The sequence below is a fragment of the Aquabacterium soli genome (assembly GCF_003933735.1).
GTDB classification, from domain to species: Bacteria; Pseudomonadota; Gammaproteobacteria; order Burkholderiales; family Burkholderiaceae_C; genus Aquabacterium; species Aquabacterium soli.
Genome location: NZ_RSED01000005.1, coordinates 227,717 through 243,133, shown reverse-complemented (window position 1 = coordinate 243,133; position 15,417 = coordinate 227,717). Strand labels below are relative to the sequence as shown.

Annotated in this window: 13 protein-coding genes; 5 read left to right on the top strand and 8 right to left on the bottom strand. The window is 66.7% G+C overall.

Annotated features, from left to right (window positions below; translation table 11 throughout):
* Positions 1–55: 55 nt before the first annotated feature.
* Positions 56–1,333 (bottom strand): pectin acetylesterase-family hydrolase, encoded by a 1,278-nt coding sequence (locus EIP75_RS08245; RefSeq protein WP_125242768.1) that lies wholly within the window; start codon positions 1,331–1,333, stop codon positions 56–58.
* A gap of 414 nt (positions 1,334–1,747) precedes the next feature.
* Between EIP75_RS08245 and EIP75_RS08240 the strand changes: the two genes are divergently transcribed.
* The gene (locus tag EIP75_RS08240; RefSeq protein ID WP_125242767.1) at positions 1,748–3,571 is read left to right on the top strand and encodes an acyl-CoA dehydrogenase C-terminal domain-containing protein; all 1,824 of its coding nucleotides are present in this window, start codon (positions 1,748–1,750) and stop codon (positions 3,569–3,571) included.
* A 777-nt stretch (positions 3,572–4,348) separates the two neighbouring features.
* On the opposite strand, the gene EIP75_RS08235 is transcribed toward EIP75_RS08240, so the two are convergent.
* The 3 genes from EIP75_RS08235 to EIP75_RS08225 form a co-directional block, all read right to left on the bottom strand.
* A complete protein-coding gene (locus EIP75_RS08235; RefSeq protein ID WP_158622778.1) occupies positions 4,349–5,341 on the bottom strand; it encodes an alpha/beta hydrolase in 993 nt (330 codons plus the stop codon).
* Between the two features lie 32 nt (positions 5,342–5,373).
* Positions 5,374–6,210, bottom strand: coding sequence for an SDR family NAD(P)-dependent oxidoreductase (locus EIP75_RS08230; protein WP_125242765.1), 837 nt, complete (start codon positions 6,208–6,210; stop codon positions 5,374–5,376).
* A gap of 77 nt (positions 6,211–6,287) precedes the next feature.
* Positions 6,288–7,757: a flavin-containing monooxygenase gene (locus EIP75_RS08225; protein WP_125242764.1), complete on the bottom strand. Its 1,470-nt coding sequence runs from the start codon at positions 7,755–7,757 to the stop codon at positions 6,288–6,290.
* A gap of 78 nt (positions 7,758–7,835) precedes the next feature.
* Here EIP75_RS08225 and EIP75_RS08220 point away from each other — a divergent pair, with 78 nt between their 5' ends.
* From EIP75_RS08220 to EIP75_RS08210, 3 genes are all read left to right on the top strand, one after another.
* Positions 7,836–8,549 carry a TetR/AcrR family transcriptional regulator gene (locus tag EIP75_RS08220; protein WP_125242763.1) on the top strand — a complete coding sequence of 238 codons (714 nt, stop codon included), beginning with the start codon at positions 7,836–7,838 and terminating at the stop codon, positions 8,547–8,549.
* A gap of 133 nt (positions 8,550–8,682) precedes the next feature.
* Positions 8,683–9,747, top strand: a complete 1,065-nt coding sequence (locus EIP75_RS08215) for a helix-turn-helix domain-containing protein (RefSeq protein WP_125242762.1) — start codon at positions 8,683–8,685, stop codon at positions 9,745–9,747.
* A gap of 143 nt (positions 9,748–9,890) precedes the next feature.
* A complete protein-coding gene (locus EIP75_RS08210; protein WP_158622777.1) occupies positions 9,891–10,811 on the top strand; it encodes a metal-dependent hydrolase in 921 nt (306 codons plus the stop codon).
* A 9-nt stretch (positions 10,812–10,820) separates the two neighbouring features.
* Here the strand turns inward: EIP75_RS08210 and EIP75_RS08205 are convergent, their stop codons facing one another.
* The 3 genes from EIP75_RS08205 to EIP75_RS08195 form a co-directional block, all read right to left on the bottom strand.
* Positions 10,821–11,405, bottom strand: coding sequence for a YcnI family copper-binding membrane protein (locus EIP75_RS08205; RefSeq protein ID WP_125242760.1), 585 nt, complete (start codon positions 11,403–11,405; stop codon positions 10,821–10,823).
* Between the two features lie 15 nt (positions 11,406–11,420).
* Complete coding sequence (locus tag EIP75_RS08200; protein ID WP_125242759.1) at positions 11,421–13,535, bottom strand: TonB-dependent receptor family protein; 2,115 nt, start codon at positions 13,533–13,535, stop codon at positions 11,421–11,423.
* A 97-nt stretch (positions 13,536–13,632) separates the two neighbouring features.
* Positions 13,633–14,007 (bottom strand): hypothetical protein, encoded by a 375-nt coding sequence (locus EIP75_RS08195; protein ID WP_125242758.1) that lies wholly within the window; start codon positions 14,005–14,007, stop codon positions 13,633–13,635.
* Between the two features lie 152 nt (positions 14,008–14,159).
* On the opposite strand from EIP75_RS08195, the gene EIP75_RS08185 reads away from it, so the two are divergent.
* Positions 14,160–14,357 carry a hypothetical protein gene (locus EIP75_RS08185; RefSeq protein ID WP_125242757.1) on the top strand — a complete coding sequence of 66 codons (198 nt, stop codon included), beginning with the start codon at positions 14,160–14,162 and terminating at the stop codon, positions 14,355–14,357.
* Between the two features lie 28 nt (positions 14,358–14,385).
* On the opposite strand, the gene EIP75_RS08180 is transcribed toward EIP75_RS08185, so the two are convergent.
* Positions 14,386–15,399 carry a DUF72 domain-containing protein gene (locus EIP75_RS08180; protein WP_125242756.1) on the bottom strand — a complete coding sequence of 338 codons (1,014 nt, stop codon included), beginning with the start codon at positions 15,397–15,399 and terminating at the stop codon, positions 14,386–14,388.
* Positions 15,400–15,417 lie beyond the last annotated feature (18 nt).

Genomic DNA, 15,417 nt, shown 5'->3' with positions numbered 1-15,417 from the left:
TCTCTGCTCTGACTGGCAGGTCGCGCCGCGCTGAACGCGGCATGCATGACGCGGATCAGCCGCCCAGGGCCTTCACGATCGAATCCCACAGGGCACCCAGCCCGCCGGAAGCCTGTGTGGTCGGGGCCGTCTCGTAGGCCTTGATCACGGTACCGCTGCGGCTGAGCAGGTTGTCCAGGAAGACCTCGACCGACTTGTGCCTGGCTTCCTTGATGGCGGTGCCGCCGAAGCCCACGACGGTCAGGCAGTGCGAATCGAGCAGGTTGCGCTCATAGGGGATGTAGAAGCCCATGTTGGGGTACGGCTTCATGGCCTCTGTCCAGGCCTTCACCTCGGGCTGCCACTTGGCCAGCAGCAGCTTGTCCTTCTCGGCATCGGTGGCCGCGTTGGCGATCTCGGGGTAGAAATCCGTGTACGAGAAGGCCGAGTAGATGCGGTCGGCCTGGAACACGGCGAAGCCCAGGCGATCGTCCTTGTAGACCTGTGCCAAGGCGGTGGTCAGCGAGCCCAGGTTGTCGGGGCTGCCAATGCCGGGGAACTTGGCCACCAGCTTGGTCACCAGGCCCTCAGGGCCGTCCAGGCCCCAGGCCTCACGGATCTTGTCGTGCAGCTTGAGCGAGGCAGCCGGCACAGCGGCCTTGCGGTCGGCCTGCATCTGCGGACCCGAGTCGGCCAGCATGGTCTGCATCTTGGGTTTGACGATCTCGCGCAGCGTGCTGTAGTTGCTGGTGGCGCCCGCGCCGCCGGCCGAGAAACCCGTCACCAGCAGGTGATCGGGCTTGGCCATGTTGGCCGCCATCCACTTGGCCAGGGCCTCGCCGTTGACGGCGCCCTTGTGGAAGTAGGTCAGCGAAGCCTTGGAGGGATCCTTGTCCGGGTACAGCGCGATCTTGTTGCCCGAGTGCACGTCACCGGTGCAGTAAGGCACGTAGATGATGTTCCACGATTGCGTCTGGATGCTGTTGAACGGGTTCACGCGCGAGGTGAAGGGCGTGACCAGGCCGTAGGCGGCCATGGTCAATGAGCTCAGGTAGTTGGCCGGCACGCCATTGGGGTTGGAAGCGCCCAGCAGGCCGCCCTCGCCCTGGCAGGCCCCCTTGGCCCAGCAGGCGCCGCCGCCCTCGAACATCACCACGGTCTTGCTGGTGAAGGGCGTGCGGTTGATGAAGAAGCGGTAGGGCGTGCCGTTGCCGCAAGAGGCGCCGGTGGAGGCCGGCAACTCGACCGACGTCCACTTGTAATAGGTTTCGGCCACGGCCGCGCCCGTGAGCGACAGGCCCAGCAGGGCGCCAGCCAGCCAGCGGGCGGGGCGCCGGGAAATGGTGGTGTTCATGGCGTGAGGTGCGTTGTTTTGATGTTCCCGCCACTCTCGCGAAGCCTGTCGCGTCGCTTCATTGGTGAGAACCCGTTAAACCAGGTGCATACCCGACACCAAAACACGGGGAGGCTCAAGGCTTCCGCGCGCGGCGGACTGACCTGCTGAAGACCAGAGCCCTCCACCGGGAGAAATCTGCTGGGCGCCCCTCCACTCATGGGGTCGGCCGCCCATTCCCTGCCAAATCCCCCACACCCGCGCGGAAATCCCTGCCACAAACGCCGCGCGCTGGGGTATAAATGCGGCCAATTCGAACGCCCGTTTGAAAAGAACGAGCGTTCGAAAACCAACCAACCCCCGCCGGCGGGCTGCCGGATGCGTTTTCACATGGTGGCGCGGCCTGGCGGCCCGCCCGATGACCCGAGGTGACATATGCCGCAGTACAAGGCCCCTTTGCGTGACGTCAAGTTCCTGTTGAACGAAGTGTTCGACTACCCCGGCCACTACGCCCAGCTGTCCAACGGCGGCGAGGCCACGCCCGACATGGTCGATGCCATCCTGGAAGGCTGCGCCACGTTCTGCGAAGAGATCCTGTCGCCCATCAACCATTCCGGTGACCTGGAAGGCTGCCACTTCGAGAACGGCAACGTGACCACGCCCAAGGGCTTCAAGGAAGCCTATGCCGAGTACGTGGCCGGCGGCTGGCAAGGCCTGTCGCACCCTACCGAGTACGGCGGCCAAGGCCTGCCGATGTCGCTGAACCTGATGAAGGCCGAGATGATGGGCACGGCCAACTGGTCGTTCACCATGTACCCCGGCCTGAGCCTGGGCTGCATGAACACCGTGATGCAGTACGGCAACGAGGCCCAGAAGAACACCTACCTGCCCAAGCTGGTCTCCGGCGAATGGACCGGCACCATGTGCCTGACCGAGCCCCAGTGCGGCACCGACCTGGGCCAGGTCAAGACCAAGGCCGAGCCCGTGGGCGACGGCAGCTACAAGATCAGCGGCACCAAGATCTTCATCTCGGCCGGTGAACACGACCTGGCCGAGAACATCATCCACATCGTGCTGGCCCGCCTGCCCGATGCGCCCAAGGGCACGCGCGGCATCTCGCTGTTCATCGTGCCCAAGTTCATGGTGAACGCCGATGGTTCGGTCGGTGAGCGCAACCCAGTGGTCTGCGGCTCGATCGAGCACAAGATGGGCATCCGCGCCTCGGCCACCGCCGTGCTGAACTTCGACGAAGCCATCGGCTACATGATCGCCGAGCCCAACAAGGGCCTGGAAGCCATGTTCACGTTCATGAACACAGCGCGCATCGGCACCGCGGTGCAGGGCATCGCCCACGCCGAGCTGTCCTACCAGGGCGCCCTGCCCTACGCCAAGGAGCGCCGTTCAATGCGCGCGCTGTCGGGCAAGAAGGATGCGGACCAGGTGGCCGACGCCCTGATCTGGCACGCCGACGTGCGCCGCATGCTGCTGACACAGAAGGCCGTGGCCGAAGGCGGCCGCTCGATGATCTACCACGCTGCCAAGCTGGCCGACAACATGGTCAACGGCATCCTGGAAGGCAACCAGGCCAAGTACGAGGACTACGACAACCGCCTGGGCTTCTACACCCCCATTCTCAAGGGCTTCCTGACCGAGATGGGCCTGGAATCGGCCAACATCGGCATGCAGGTGTTCGGTGGCCACGGCTACATCAAGGAGCACGGCATGGAGCAGATCGCCCGTGACGCGCGCATCTCGACGTTGTACGAAGGCACGACCGGCATCCAGGCGCTGGACCTGCTGGGCCGCAAGGTGCTGCTGCAGACGCGCGGCAAGTGCATCAAGGAGTTCACCAACGAGATGATCGGCTTCGCCAAGGGCCACGCCTTCAGCGGCGGCCCGATCGGCGCGATGGCGCGTGCGCTGATCCGCCGTTCGCTGCAGTGGAAGTGGGCGACGCTGCGCATCATGCTGCGCGCCGCGAAGGACCGCGACACGGTGAGCAGCTCGTGCCACGACTTCCTGATGTACTCGGGCTTCGTGATGATGGCCTACTTCTGGCTGCAGCAGGCCGTGGTGGCCTCGGAGAAGCTGGCCGACAAGAGCGGCAAGGAGACGCCGGAGTTCTACAAGTCGAAGATCCAGACGGCGGAGTTCTACTTCGACCGACTGCTGCCGCGCGCCGATGGGCACCGCACCGGGATGCTGGCGACCAGCGCCACGACGATGGCGATGGACAACGAGCACTTCGTGATGGGTTGATTTTTTCGCGGCTTGCTTGGGCTTGCTGAAAGGGCTTCCTTCGGGGGGCCCTTTTTCGTTGGGCCGGTTGTTGGTTGGTGGTGGGGCAGGCTCGGGCTTGTCGGTGGGGTGTAAGGGCCCCGGGGATCGGTTCACTGTGGCGGCCGGCCCTTTGGGCCGACTACCCTGCGGTGCTCGCGACGAGGTGGCGCTGCCCAACTCACTGCGCGCCCATGGGCGCTCCGTTCAGACAAGGGCAGCGAGTCAGATGAACGAAGCATGCGCTGCGCGCATGCCCACCTCGCCGCTGCGCTCCTCGGCGCCACAGAGGCCCTCTCCCCGGGGCCCTTACACCCCACCGACCGCACGAGTGGTGCTTTGGGGAGAATGGATGTGAAGGCGGGGCTTGCCCCGCCTTCACATCCCGCCCAAGGGCGCATGCCATGGTGGAGTAGAACGGCTGCCGAGAGGGCGGGCTGGCTAGGGCCTCTGGGGCGCCGAGGAGCGCAGGTTGGGGCAGGTTGCCCCTGGCCGCAGGACAGGGGTCGGCGAGGACTGTCTGAGGGCCTGCAAGGCCCGAGTTCCGCAGCCGCCTGCCACGACCGAGCACCACAGGGTAGTTGGCCTGCAAGGCCGACCGCCACAGTGAACCGCCGCCAGCCCGCCCTCTCGGCAGCCGTTCCCGCCATGGCCTGCGCCCGCTCCAGGCACCCACCACATCCTTCCCAAAAAAGGAAAAACCGCTTCCGACAAGGCAGAAGCGGTTTCAAGGAGGCCGTGAGAAAACTCAGCGCCGCATCAAGCAGCCCAATAGCGCTTGAAGAACTCGGCCTGCCGCTGCAAGGCCTGGTCAGAGCTGGGCAGCAGCCCCGCATGCGACTGGAACACATGCCAGCGCTTGAGGTAGATCTCCAGCTCGGCATGACGGCCGGCGCGCGTGGCGGCCTCGACGATCCATTGCGAATCGTCGTACAGCACCTCGTCCTCACCCACCTGGATCAGCGATGGCGGCATCTCCGACAGGTCGATGGCCTTGGGCGTGCCCAGGGGATGGTCGGCCGGCGCGTTGTACCAGTCCAGCACCTGATGGGCCCAGGCCGGCCGGATCATCGGATCGCGGTGCGCGCGCGTGACGGCGCTGCCGTTGGGATCGAACTCGGTGCTCACCACCGGCGACATCATCACCAGCACCGCCGGCTGTGGCAGCCCCTGCTGGCGCAGCGCAGCCGACAGCATGTAGGTCAGGTTGCCACCGGCCGAATCACCAGCGATGCCGATGCGCTCGGGTGCAAAGCCCTCGGCCAGCAGCTGCTTGTAGGCGGCCACGCCATCCTCGATCTGCGCCGGAAAGGGATGCTCGGGCGTGCGACGGTAGTGCGGCACCAGCACCAGCGCGCCGGTGAGCGCGGCCAGGCGCGTGGTGATGCTGCGGTGCGTGCGCGGGCTGCCCACGCAGAAGGCGCCACCGTGCATGTACACGATGGCATGGCGCGGCTGGGGCACGGCCTTGGCCGTGACGCGCTCGACCTCCAGCGCTCCAATGCGGTCCTTGACCACAAGGGCTCGGCCATCCTGCGGCATCACCACCGAGCCGACATGCAGCGCAGCGCGCTGCGTGGCGACGTTCCAGGGCGGGCCCAGGAAGGGCTTGAGACCCACGATCAAGGCGCCGCGGAGCAAGGCGCCCATCAGGCTTTCCTTGGCGCCCTTGGGGGGCAGGTACTGCCGGATGATGGGCAGGGTAGTCACGGGGGCGGGCGTGTTTTTCACAGCGTGCAGGGCGGCAGACATGGGCGGGGCTCCTTGAACAGAGGTCAGGGGCATCAGCCCATCATCTTCTTGAAGAAGTAGGTCACGAAGGGCTGGTACCACGAGCCCACGATGCGCACGAACTTGTCGAGGAACACGGCGTCCGGCCCGATCAGCAGGCGGCGCTTGTTGCCTTCGACGGCGCGGATCATCAGGCGCGCGGCCTTGTTGGCCGTGGTGGTGTTGAGCAGCTTGTCGAAGCGGCGGCGGGCGGCCTCGATGTCGGTGCCAGGCTTGGCCATGGATGGATCCAGCTTGGCCGCACGGGCGATGTTGGTGCGGATGCCGCCCGGGTGCACGCAGGTGGCGCTCACGCCGCAGTTCTCGACATCGAGCTCCTGGCGCAGCGATTCGGTGAAGCCACGCACAGCGAACTTGCTGGCGTTGTAGGTACCCTGTGTGGGCTGCGACATCAGGCCGAACAGGCTGGAGATGTTGACCACGTGGCCATCGCCCGACTTCTTGAGGTGCGGCAGGAAGGCCTGCGTGCCCCACACCACGCCCCAGAAGTTGATGCCCATGATCCACTCGAAATCGGCGGGCTTGACCTTGTCCAGCGTGGCACCCAGCGCCACACCGGCGTTGTTGAAGATCAGGTTGACCTGACCGAACTCGGTGGCCACCTGGTCGGCCCAGGCGTTCATGGCCTCGCGGTTGGAGACATCCAGCTTCGCGGTAGACACCTTCACGCCGTGCTTGCGGGCCAGCGCGGCGGTTTCCGCCAGGCCGGTCTCGTTCACATCGGACAGGGCCACGTGGCAGCCCCGCTGGGCGAGTTCAACCGCCAGTTCACGTCCCATGCCCGATGCGGCGCCGGTGATGGCCGCAACCTTGTTCTTGAAGTTCTTCATGCTTGTCTCCGGCGGGCATCGATACCCGCATCCTCATCGTCAATCTTGCCGAAATGAACAGTCCAGTGTGGCCGATCTCATCGCCCGCTCTTGACCGCGTAATCCCCCAACCGGAACGCGCTGGTGGCGCGGCGGTAGGCGAAGGTGAAACCGGGCCACAGCGTGGTGTTCTTGCCGCTCTCGTTGATGTACCAGCTCTTGCAACCGGTGGCCCACACCGTGCCCTTGAGCCTGGTCTGCGTCTGGTCCACGAACTGGCGCTGCAGGTCGGGCTTCACATCCACATGGCCCAGGCCGCGGGCGCGCATCGTCAGGATGGCATCGAGCACATACTGCACCTGCGATTCGATCATGTAGACCATCGAACTGTGGCCCAGGCCGGTGTTGGGGCCCATCATGAAGAACAGGTTGGGAAAGCCCGACACCGTCAGGCCCAGGTAGGCCTCGGGGCCGCCACGCACCTGCCAGCCATCGCAGATGTCGCGGCCGCCCACGCCGATGAAGGTGCCACGCGGCACCATGTCCTGCACCTGAAAGCCCGTGCCCCAGATGATGACGTCGGCCTGGCGCTCGCGGCCATCCTGGGTGATCAGGCCCGTGGCCGTGATCTGGCGGATGCCGTCCGTCACGATGTGCACGTTGTCGCGCGCCATCGCCGGGTAGTAGTCGTTCGAGATCAGCACGCGCTTGCAGCCGGCACGGAAGCTGGGCGTGAGGGCCTGGCGCTTGGCCGGGTCCTTCACGTGCTTGTGGATGTGGCGCTTGCCGATCAGTTCGACCACGGTCAGCACCTTGGGGTGCAGCACGAAGGCCAGCACGCGCGACTCCAGCGTGACGTAGGTCAGGCCGCGCGCCAGGGTCTGCAGGAAGGGCAGCGCGCCGAACAGCTTCTTGGAGAAGGCCGAGCGCACGAAATCGGGCTTGGGCATCACCCAGGGCGGTGTGCGCTGGTAGTAGTCGATCTGCCCGGCCTTGGGCGCGATGCGTGGCAGGAACTGGATGGCGCTGGCGCCGCTGCCCACCACGGCCACGCGCTTGCCGCGCAGATCGACATCGTGGCGCCACACGGCCGAGTGGAACATCTCGCCCTGGAAGGTGTCGGCGCCGGGCGTCTGCGGGATGAAGGGATTGCTCAAAGCACCACCGCCCCACACCAGGGTCTGGCCCTTGAAGGTGCGGCCGTCGGCCGTGCGCACCACCCAGGTAGAGGTGCTTTCGTCGAAGGTGGCATTCACCACATTGGCGTTGTAGCGAATGTGGGGCAAGATGTTGTAACGGCTGGCGCACTGGCGCAGGTAGGCCCAGATCTCCGGCTGCGGCGCAAACTGGCGCGACCAGTTGGGGTTGGGCGCGAAAGAGAACGAGTACAGGTTCGACTGCACATCGCAGGCGCAGCCGGGGTAATGGTTGTCACGCCAGGTGCCTCCCAGGTCGTCAGCCCGCTCAAGGATGACAAAATCATCCACACCAGACTGTTTCAGACGAATGCCCATGCCCAGGCCGGAAAACCCCGTGCCTACGATCAGGACACTTGCTCGCTCACCCATGCTCGCCACTCCAGAATCACCCCCAGCGCCTGCACATCACCATTGTGACAACAGCGCGTTTCAAAACTGTATTTGACAATGGAGATTTCCAAAAACAGGGTTAACCCCAGCAATACACCTGAATCAGGGGCTCCGGTCGCAGGCGGTGGCCGCCGGTATGGCGGCGTCGACAAAGACGAGCGCCAGCGTCAGCGGCGCGAGCGCCTCGTGGCGGCCGCACTGGGCGTGTTCGGAGAGCAGGGCTACCACGTGTCCACCGTGCGCGATGTGTGCCGGCATGCAGAACTGACTTCGCGCTATTTCTATGAATCCTTCGAGGGCATGGAAGCGCTGTTCGAGGCTGTGTACCTCAGCGTCAGCCGCGAGCTGATGGACAAGACCATGGGCGTGCTGCAGCGCACCCCCCTGATGCCCGAGCAACTGGCCGAGGCCGCGCTGCGCACCTTCCTGGAGTTCATTCGCGAGGATCCGCGCCGCGCCCGCGTCATGCTGATCGACGCCTTCACCGTGGGGCCGGGCATCCAGCGCATCAGCGCCGAATCCAACAGCGACTTTGCCAACCTGATCGGCAGCTTCATCGAGATGCTCTTTCCCAACCTGGACAAGGTCGGGCTGAACCCCAACCTGATCAGCAATGGCCTGGTGGGCTCCAACATCCGCCTGGCCACGATGTGGGTGGAAGAGAAGTGCGCCACCCCGCTGGAGGAGATGCTGCGCAACATGATGGCCATCTTCACGGCCTCGATCGAGCATGCTCGCAAGCTGATGAGCGAGGCAGACGCCAAGTCCTGAGCTTGGGCGCGATTTTTGTCGCGGTCGGTTCCCTTTCTGTCATCCACAGCCCTGTTCAAGTCGCCTTCGGCCCCCTAGATTGGCGGCCAAGGCTGAACCGTTGTCCGGTTCCCGTTCAGGATTGACAAGCGCTGTGCTGCAGACCACCCCCTCCCCGATGACGCCAGGCCCCGCGGCGCTGCGCCCCGCAGGCGACACGATGCCCTTCGTCGGCACCACCACCTGGGTGAAGGCGGCGATGCACTGCCGCTTCAACATCGCGCCCTTGTTCAAGGCGGCCGGGCTGGACACGCAAGGCCCTGCGCCGCAGATCCGCACCGAGGCCCTGGTGAGCCTGATGCGCGACTGCGTGGCCGCCGCCGCACCCACGATGCACTTCCCGCTGGTGGTGGGCGAGCTGTTCGCCTTCGATCGCCTGCCCGAGCTGGACACCTTCGTGGCCACCAGCCCCACGCTGCGCCACGCCCTGCCCGCGCTGGACTGGGTGCGCCTGCTGGTGCCCACCCTGCACATCCGCATCGAAGAGTCTGGCGCGCAGGCCGCGCTGGTGGTCGAGGCGGCGCTGCCCACCGAGGACGAGCGCCTCAAGGGCTGCTTCGTGGAATGCGTGTTCGCGACCATCAACCGCATCGCACGGCTGGCCCTGGGCGACGCGGCCCAGGCCGAAGGCATCTACCTGCGCCACGACCCGGGTGCGGCGCTGGCGGCCTGCGAGCGGCAGTTCAAGGTGCCTGTGCTCATCAAGCAGGCGCGCAATGCGCTGGTGTTTCCCACCCGCATGCTCGACATGGCCTTGCCCGGTGCCATGCCCGGTCTGCACGAGCAGGCCCAGAGCGCCATCGCCCAGCAACTGCCGGCCTCCGCGGGCGACACCGTGGTCGGCGCCATCGAGCACGCCATGATGGCCTCGCCCGCGCTGCTCGGCCAGGGCATCGAGCGCATGGCCGAGCGCTTCAATCTGCACCCGCGCACCCTGCAACGCCGCCTGCGCGATGAAGGCCAGGTCTTCGCCGACATCCAGGCACGCTGCCGCTTCCACCTGGCCGTGAGCGCCTTGAAGGCCGACAGCAGCGACATCGAATCGCTCAGCGAGCGCCTCGGGTTTGCCGACCGGCACAGCTTCACGCGCGCCTTCAAGCGCTGGACAGGGCTCACGCCCAGCGAATTCCGTCAAAGGGAACGAAGCACCGCACGCTGACCCAGGCCCTGTCGGCAACGGTCCCTTGTCTGTCGCACGGTGGCCTGTACGGCAGGCAGCCCCTTTGCCTACAGTGTCCCCATGTTGAACAACATGCCGCCGGCCCTCACATGAGCACCTGGCGACGCACAAGAGGAGCCCACATGAGCAGCCATTCCCATCATCACGGCGACCAAGACCAAGGTGCATCGGCCGATGCCCACCACGCAGCCATCGTGCCGCGCGAGAACCTGGATTTCGGCCTGGACGGCGACATCCCCAAGTACTGGATGGGCGGTGACCCGTTCAAGACCCGCTTCTTCGACGCCATGTCCACCCTGTTCCCGCAGGGCGAGAAGTTCTTCATCACCAGCGTGCGCGAATACCGCGACCAGATCACCGACCCCAAGCTGCTGCAGGAGGTCAAGGACTTCACGCGGCAGGAAGCGCAGCACAGCATGGTGCACCGCCAGTACAACAACCGGCTCAAGGCGCAGGGCATCGACATCGACGCGATCGAGGCCGAGCTGCAGCAGCGCTTCTTTGTGGATGCGCCCAAGGTGACCACCTCGCGCCAGCGCGTGGGCATCACGGCCGCACTGGAGCACCTGACGGCCATGATGTGCACCTGCTTCTTCGAGCGGCGCGAACTGCTGGATGCCAGCGACCCGCGCGTGCGTGCCATGTACGCCTGGCATGCGATCGAAGAGGTCGAGCACAAGGCCGTGGCCTACGATGTGCTGACCAAGGTGGCCCAGGCCGGCTACCTCAGCCGTGTGCTGCCCATGCTGACGGTGACCTTCGGCTTTCCGCTGACGGTGGCCGGCATCCTGAACCACATGCTCAAGGTCGATGGCTTCAGCTTCCGCCAGCGCATGGGCCTGTGGGCGCGCGGGCTGTGGTGGTTCTACAAGCCGGGTGGGCTGTTCATCCCCACGCTGGGCTACTACTTTGCGTATTACAAGCCGGGCTTCCATCCCTGGAAGCTGGAAGAGATGCCCAGCTACGGCACGTGGCTGGACACCTTCACGCGCACCGGCGACGCGGTGGCCGCCGGCAACGCGCTGCACGCTGCGGGACAGTGAGCCTCAGCTTCAATGCTGGTGCCCGTGCCCGGTATGGGCCGGCCCCTTGGGGCTGACCGCGCCGAGCGGTGCCGCGGGAACCGCTGGCACCACGTCGAGCACCGGGGCCGGCGTGGCGGAATCTGCCCCGCCCGCCCAGTCGATCGAGCCCTGCTCGCAGGTCTGCACCACGCGCAGCGCCAACGGCCCGGCGGCCTGATCGTCGAGCTTGCCCAGCAGCACGAACTCGTCGAACTGGTCCGCCGGCAGGGGGCCGCCCTGCCAGCGCACCTGCGCCGTGGTCTGGCCGATCTCGCGGCCATGCAGGCGCAGCGGCGGCTTGAGCGGGGCTTTCTCCAGGGTCAGCGTCCAGCCCGGCTTGGGCATCGGACGCACCAGCAAGTAGCCGGCAGGCACCTGCACGGTGATGCCCGTGGTGGGGCTGGCCCCGCAGCCATGCGGCACGCGCAGCACCACACGGGCATAGGCCCCGGCGGCGGCCGTGTCGCTGCTGAGCGTGATGTGGGCCTGGGCCGTGCCCAGGCAGGCCAGTGAACCCAGCAGCGCGAACCACGCAACGCGGGGGGTGGTGGAGCGGATCATCTTGATCGTCATCGCGGTCTCCGGTGGTCAGTTGAAGCGCCAGTCCAGGCCGGCGTAGACGGCGCGCCCGTCGCCGGGCAGAAACTGCGCCGAAGCGGGCGTGGCCACGCGCACCACGCCGGTGGCGGACGCATAGGTCTTGTCGCCCAGGTTGCGGCCCTCCACAAACCAGCTCAGGCCTTCACGGAGGTCACCACTGGCCTTGAGGCCCCACACCGTGTAGGCATCGGCATGCAGGGTGTCGGCAAAGTCCACGGCATAGCGGCCGGCGTGCTCGGCGGTGAGCGCGACCAGTGTGTGCCCACGGTTGAAGCGGTAGCCCAGCTGGGCACGCGCGAACACCGACGGAATGCCGGGCAGCTGGCGCCGGCCATAGGTGGGATCGTCGCGGAAGCGGAAGTCGTTCCACAGGGCATTGAGCTTCCACTCCACTTGGCCGATGGCGCCGCGCGCTGCCTGGCCGGCCAGGCCCAGCTCCAGCCCGCGGTGCACGGTGTGCGGCACAGCCACCGTGGTGTCCGCCCCGCCGCCGTTGAGCGAGGTCTGCAGCAACTCGTTCTCCAGCCGCGCCTCGTACAGCGCCACATCCCACTGCAGCTGCGGCCCCAGGCGGCCCCGGCTGCCCAGCTCCAGCGTGGTGGCGCGCTGCGCCGGGTTGGGCAGCGGGTAGGTGCCGCCGGCCAGCTCGCTGAAGGTGGGCGGCTCATACCCGCGCGACAGGTTGGCGAACAGCTGCACGCCGGGGCGCAGGTCGTAGAGCACGCCCAGTTTGGGCGAGAAGCCGTCGTAGTCGAGCGTGAAGCTGTTGCTGGCCTGCCCGGCCGGCACGTAGCGGTCCACCAGCTTGCGGGACGACTGCACCGCCTGCAGGCCGGCCACCAGCCCCAGGCTGGGCAGCACGCGCCACTGGTTTTCGGCATAGAGCTCGGTGTTGCGCGAGGTCTGCGTGCTCGCATCCGTGCGTGCGCCGCTGGCCCCGCCCACATTGGCGTAGCGGTCTTCACTGGTGCGGCCCTGGCTGGCGCTCAGGCCCACCACGAAGCGGTTGGCATGGTCGAACAGGGGCGCTTCGTTGACATAGCGCAGCTCCAGCCCCTGGTCCCGGTTGCGCTGATCAAGCACGAAAGGGATGGGGTGGTGCAGCTTCTTGTCCGAGGCGTAGACGAAGAACTCCAGCTGCTGCTGCGCATCGGGCCGGTAGACGGTCTTGTTGGACAGGCGGGTCCAGTCGATGTCGCGGTGCTGGTCGCCACTGACCGCGGCCGCATTGGCCTGGCGTGGGTTGGCACGCATCTGCGCCTTCGTGAGCGAGCCCGGCAGTTCCGAATCGCTGCTCACCGAGCCCAGGTAGAAGCGCGTCTCGAGCTTGTCGCCCAATTGCCAGCCCAGGTTGGCGAAGTTGCGGCGGGTGTCCTGGCGGGCATGGTCGCGAAAGCCATCCTGCTGGAAGAGGCTGCTGGACACGTACAGATCGACCGCGCCCAGCACGGTGCCGGCGGACACAAGCGCCCGTGCGTAGCCGTGGCTGCCGCCCTCCAGGCGCACGCGGGCCTTGTCGGCGTTGTAGCCATTGGGGGACACGAAGTTCACGGCCCCGCCCAGGGTGCTGCTGCCGTACTGCAGGGCATTGGCGCCGCGCCAGACCTCGACATAGCGCGCGGTGAGCGCTTCCACCGCCTGGAAATCGAAGCTGCCATCGGCCAGGTTGAGCGGCACGCCATCCTGCATCAGCTTGAGACCGCGCCCGTGCGCCGTGCGCTGCAGGCCGGAACCGCGGATGCTGATGCGCGACTCTTCCGCGCCGAAGCGCGGCTGCACGAACACGCCGGTGGCCATGCCCAGCGCGTCGCTCAAGGTGGACACGCGCCCTTCGGCGTAGTCGTCGGCATCGACCACCGCGGCGCCACCGGGTGTGCGCTGGATTCGGTCGCGCGCGGTGCGCACGTCAGGCTGCGTCAGGGTGGATTTGTCCGGGTCACGATGGGCGCTGACACGGACGGTGGGCAAGGCGTTGGCGGGGCCGGCCTGCGAGGCGGCTGCCGCAACGGGTGTGGCCACAGATTGCGCCCACACGGGCGCCACGGAACAAGCGGCCACGCACAGTGGCCACACGGCCCACTGGGGCCGGGAGGGGGAAGACATCAAGATGATCTCCGGAAAGGAAGACAGGCTCGGGCCATGCACGTGCGCCACGCTCTTGCGTGCGCAGGCAAACCATGGACCCACCGGTGTGCTCGATTCAGGCGATCAGGGGCGGCCCGCGTGACAGCGGGCCATGCCATTCGGCATCGAGCCAGCCCGGGCGGTGGGCATCGACCGGCGTGCGGTGGCGCTGCGACATCGCCGGCAGGGGCTGGACATGGGGCACGAGGGCATCGACCGGGCCGCCAGAGCAGCAGTCATGGCCCGCGTGGGACATCTGTGATGGCAAGGGACGGCCTTGCTCGTCGACCAGGCGTGAGCCTTCGGCGCTGCAGACTTCGATGCCGGTGACCATGGCCACGGCCCGGAAGCTGGACCACCACGACTGGCCCAGCATCACCATGACCAGGCACGCCACCACCAGGGTGTGGCGCGCAAGGCGATGCGGTGACAGGAAGCCGGGCCAGCTCATGCCGTTGATTCTAAGCGGGACCTGAACGGGGACAAAGCCTGCAAAAAGACGGTCAACCCGGCGACGGGGCGGGCCGTTGAACCCACAAGCCCGGCACATCGGGCCGGCTCCAGAGGCCCAGCGTACGGGCCTCACCCTCCAAGGTAACCGCCATGTCTACCAAGTCGATCCTCGCTGCCACCGCTCTCTCTGCTTTTGCCGCAGCCTCGTTCGCCGCCGTGCCAACGCCCGCCGACACCAAGGCCCCTGTTGCCAAGCACGTGAGCAAGCAGCACGCTGCCAAGAAGCACAAGGCCGCCCACAAGACCGCCCATCAGCACAGCGCTGCCGGCACGTCCGTCGCCAAGTAAGTCTTCTGCAAGACGGCCCGGGCCCCGCCTATGCGCGGGGCTTTTTGCCGTCTGCGGCCGCACCCTTTTGCTCGATGGGCAGCGTCACCTCGAAGTGACCGTCCTGGTTGAGCGTGTCGGCCAGCCCCAGCTTGTGCATCAGGCGGGCGGCATCGAAGGGTGCACGCACCTTGATGTCGTTGTCGAAGTAGACATGGATGTCGCGGTGCCCGGGATGCGCCGCCTTGGCCTGGGCGCCGTCCACCGTGTGGGCATCCTTGGGTTGCCCACCGCGTCGCCAGGCGCGGATGCGCTCGGCCCAACGGTCCAGCGCGGCCTCGCTGTAGCCGCTGGCATAGAGCTCCTTGTCGCCGTGCAGGCGCAGGTACATCAGATCCGAGGTGGGCTCTTCCAGCAAAGGCCACTTGCCCGCCGTGTCGGCCACGACCAGCGCCACCCGGTGCCTGCGCAACAGGTCGATGAAGGCCCCATCCACGAAACTCTGGTGGCGGATCTCGATGGCATGCCGCAGCGGGCGCCTGGCGTCGATGGCCAGGTGCACGCGGTCAGCCATGAAGGCATCGTGCCCGCGCGCGACCTTGAGCGCGGCCTCGGTGTCATGCGGCAGCTGCGCCAGGAAATCCTCGAACAATGCCGCATCGAAGCGAAAGCTCGGTGGGAACTGCCACAGGATGGGGCCCAGCTTGTGCCGCAGGCGCAGCAGGCCAGAGGCCAGGAAGTTGGCGATGGGCTTGTCCACGTCCCTCAAGCGCCTGGTGTGCGTGACGAACTTGGGGGCCTTCACACTGAACACGAAATCGTCGGGGGTGTCATGGAACCAGGCCTCGAAGCTGGGTGGCTTCTGCAGCGCGTAGAAGGTGCCGTTGATCTCGATGCTGGGCAAGGCGCGCGAAGCGAACTGCAGCTCGCGCCGCTGCGGCAGCCCGTCCGGGTAAAACACGCCGCGCCACGGCTCGTAGCGCCAGCCTGAGATGCCGATGCGCACCTGCGAGGCCTGGTGGTCCAGGGCCTGGTGGGGCGAATCGGGCGATGGGCTGCGCATGCCACCGTTATACCCATG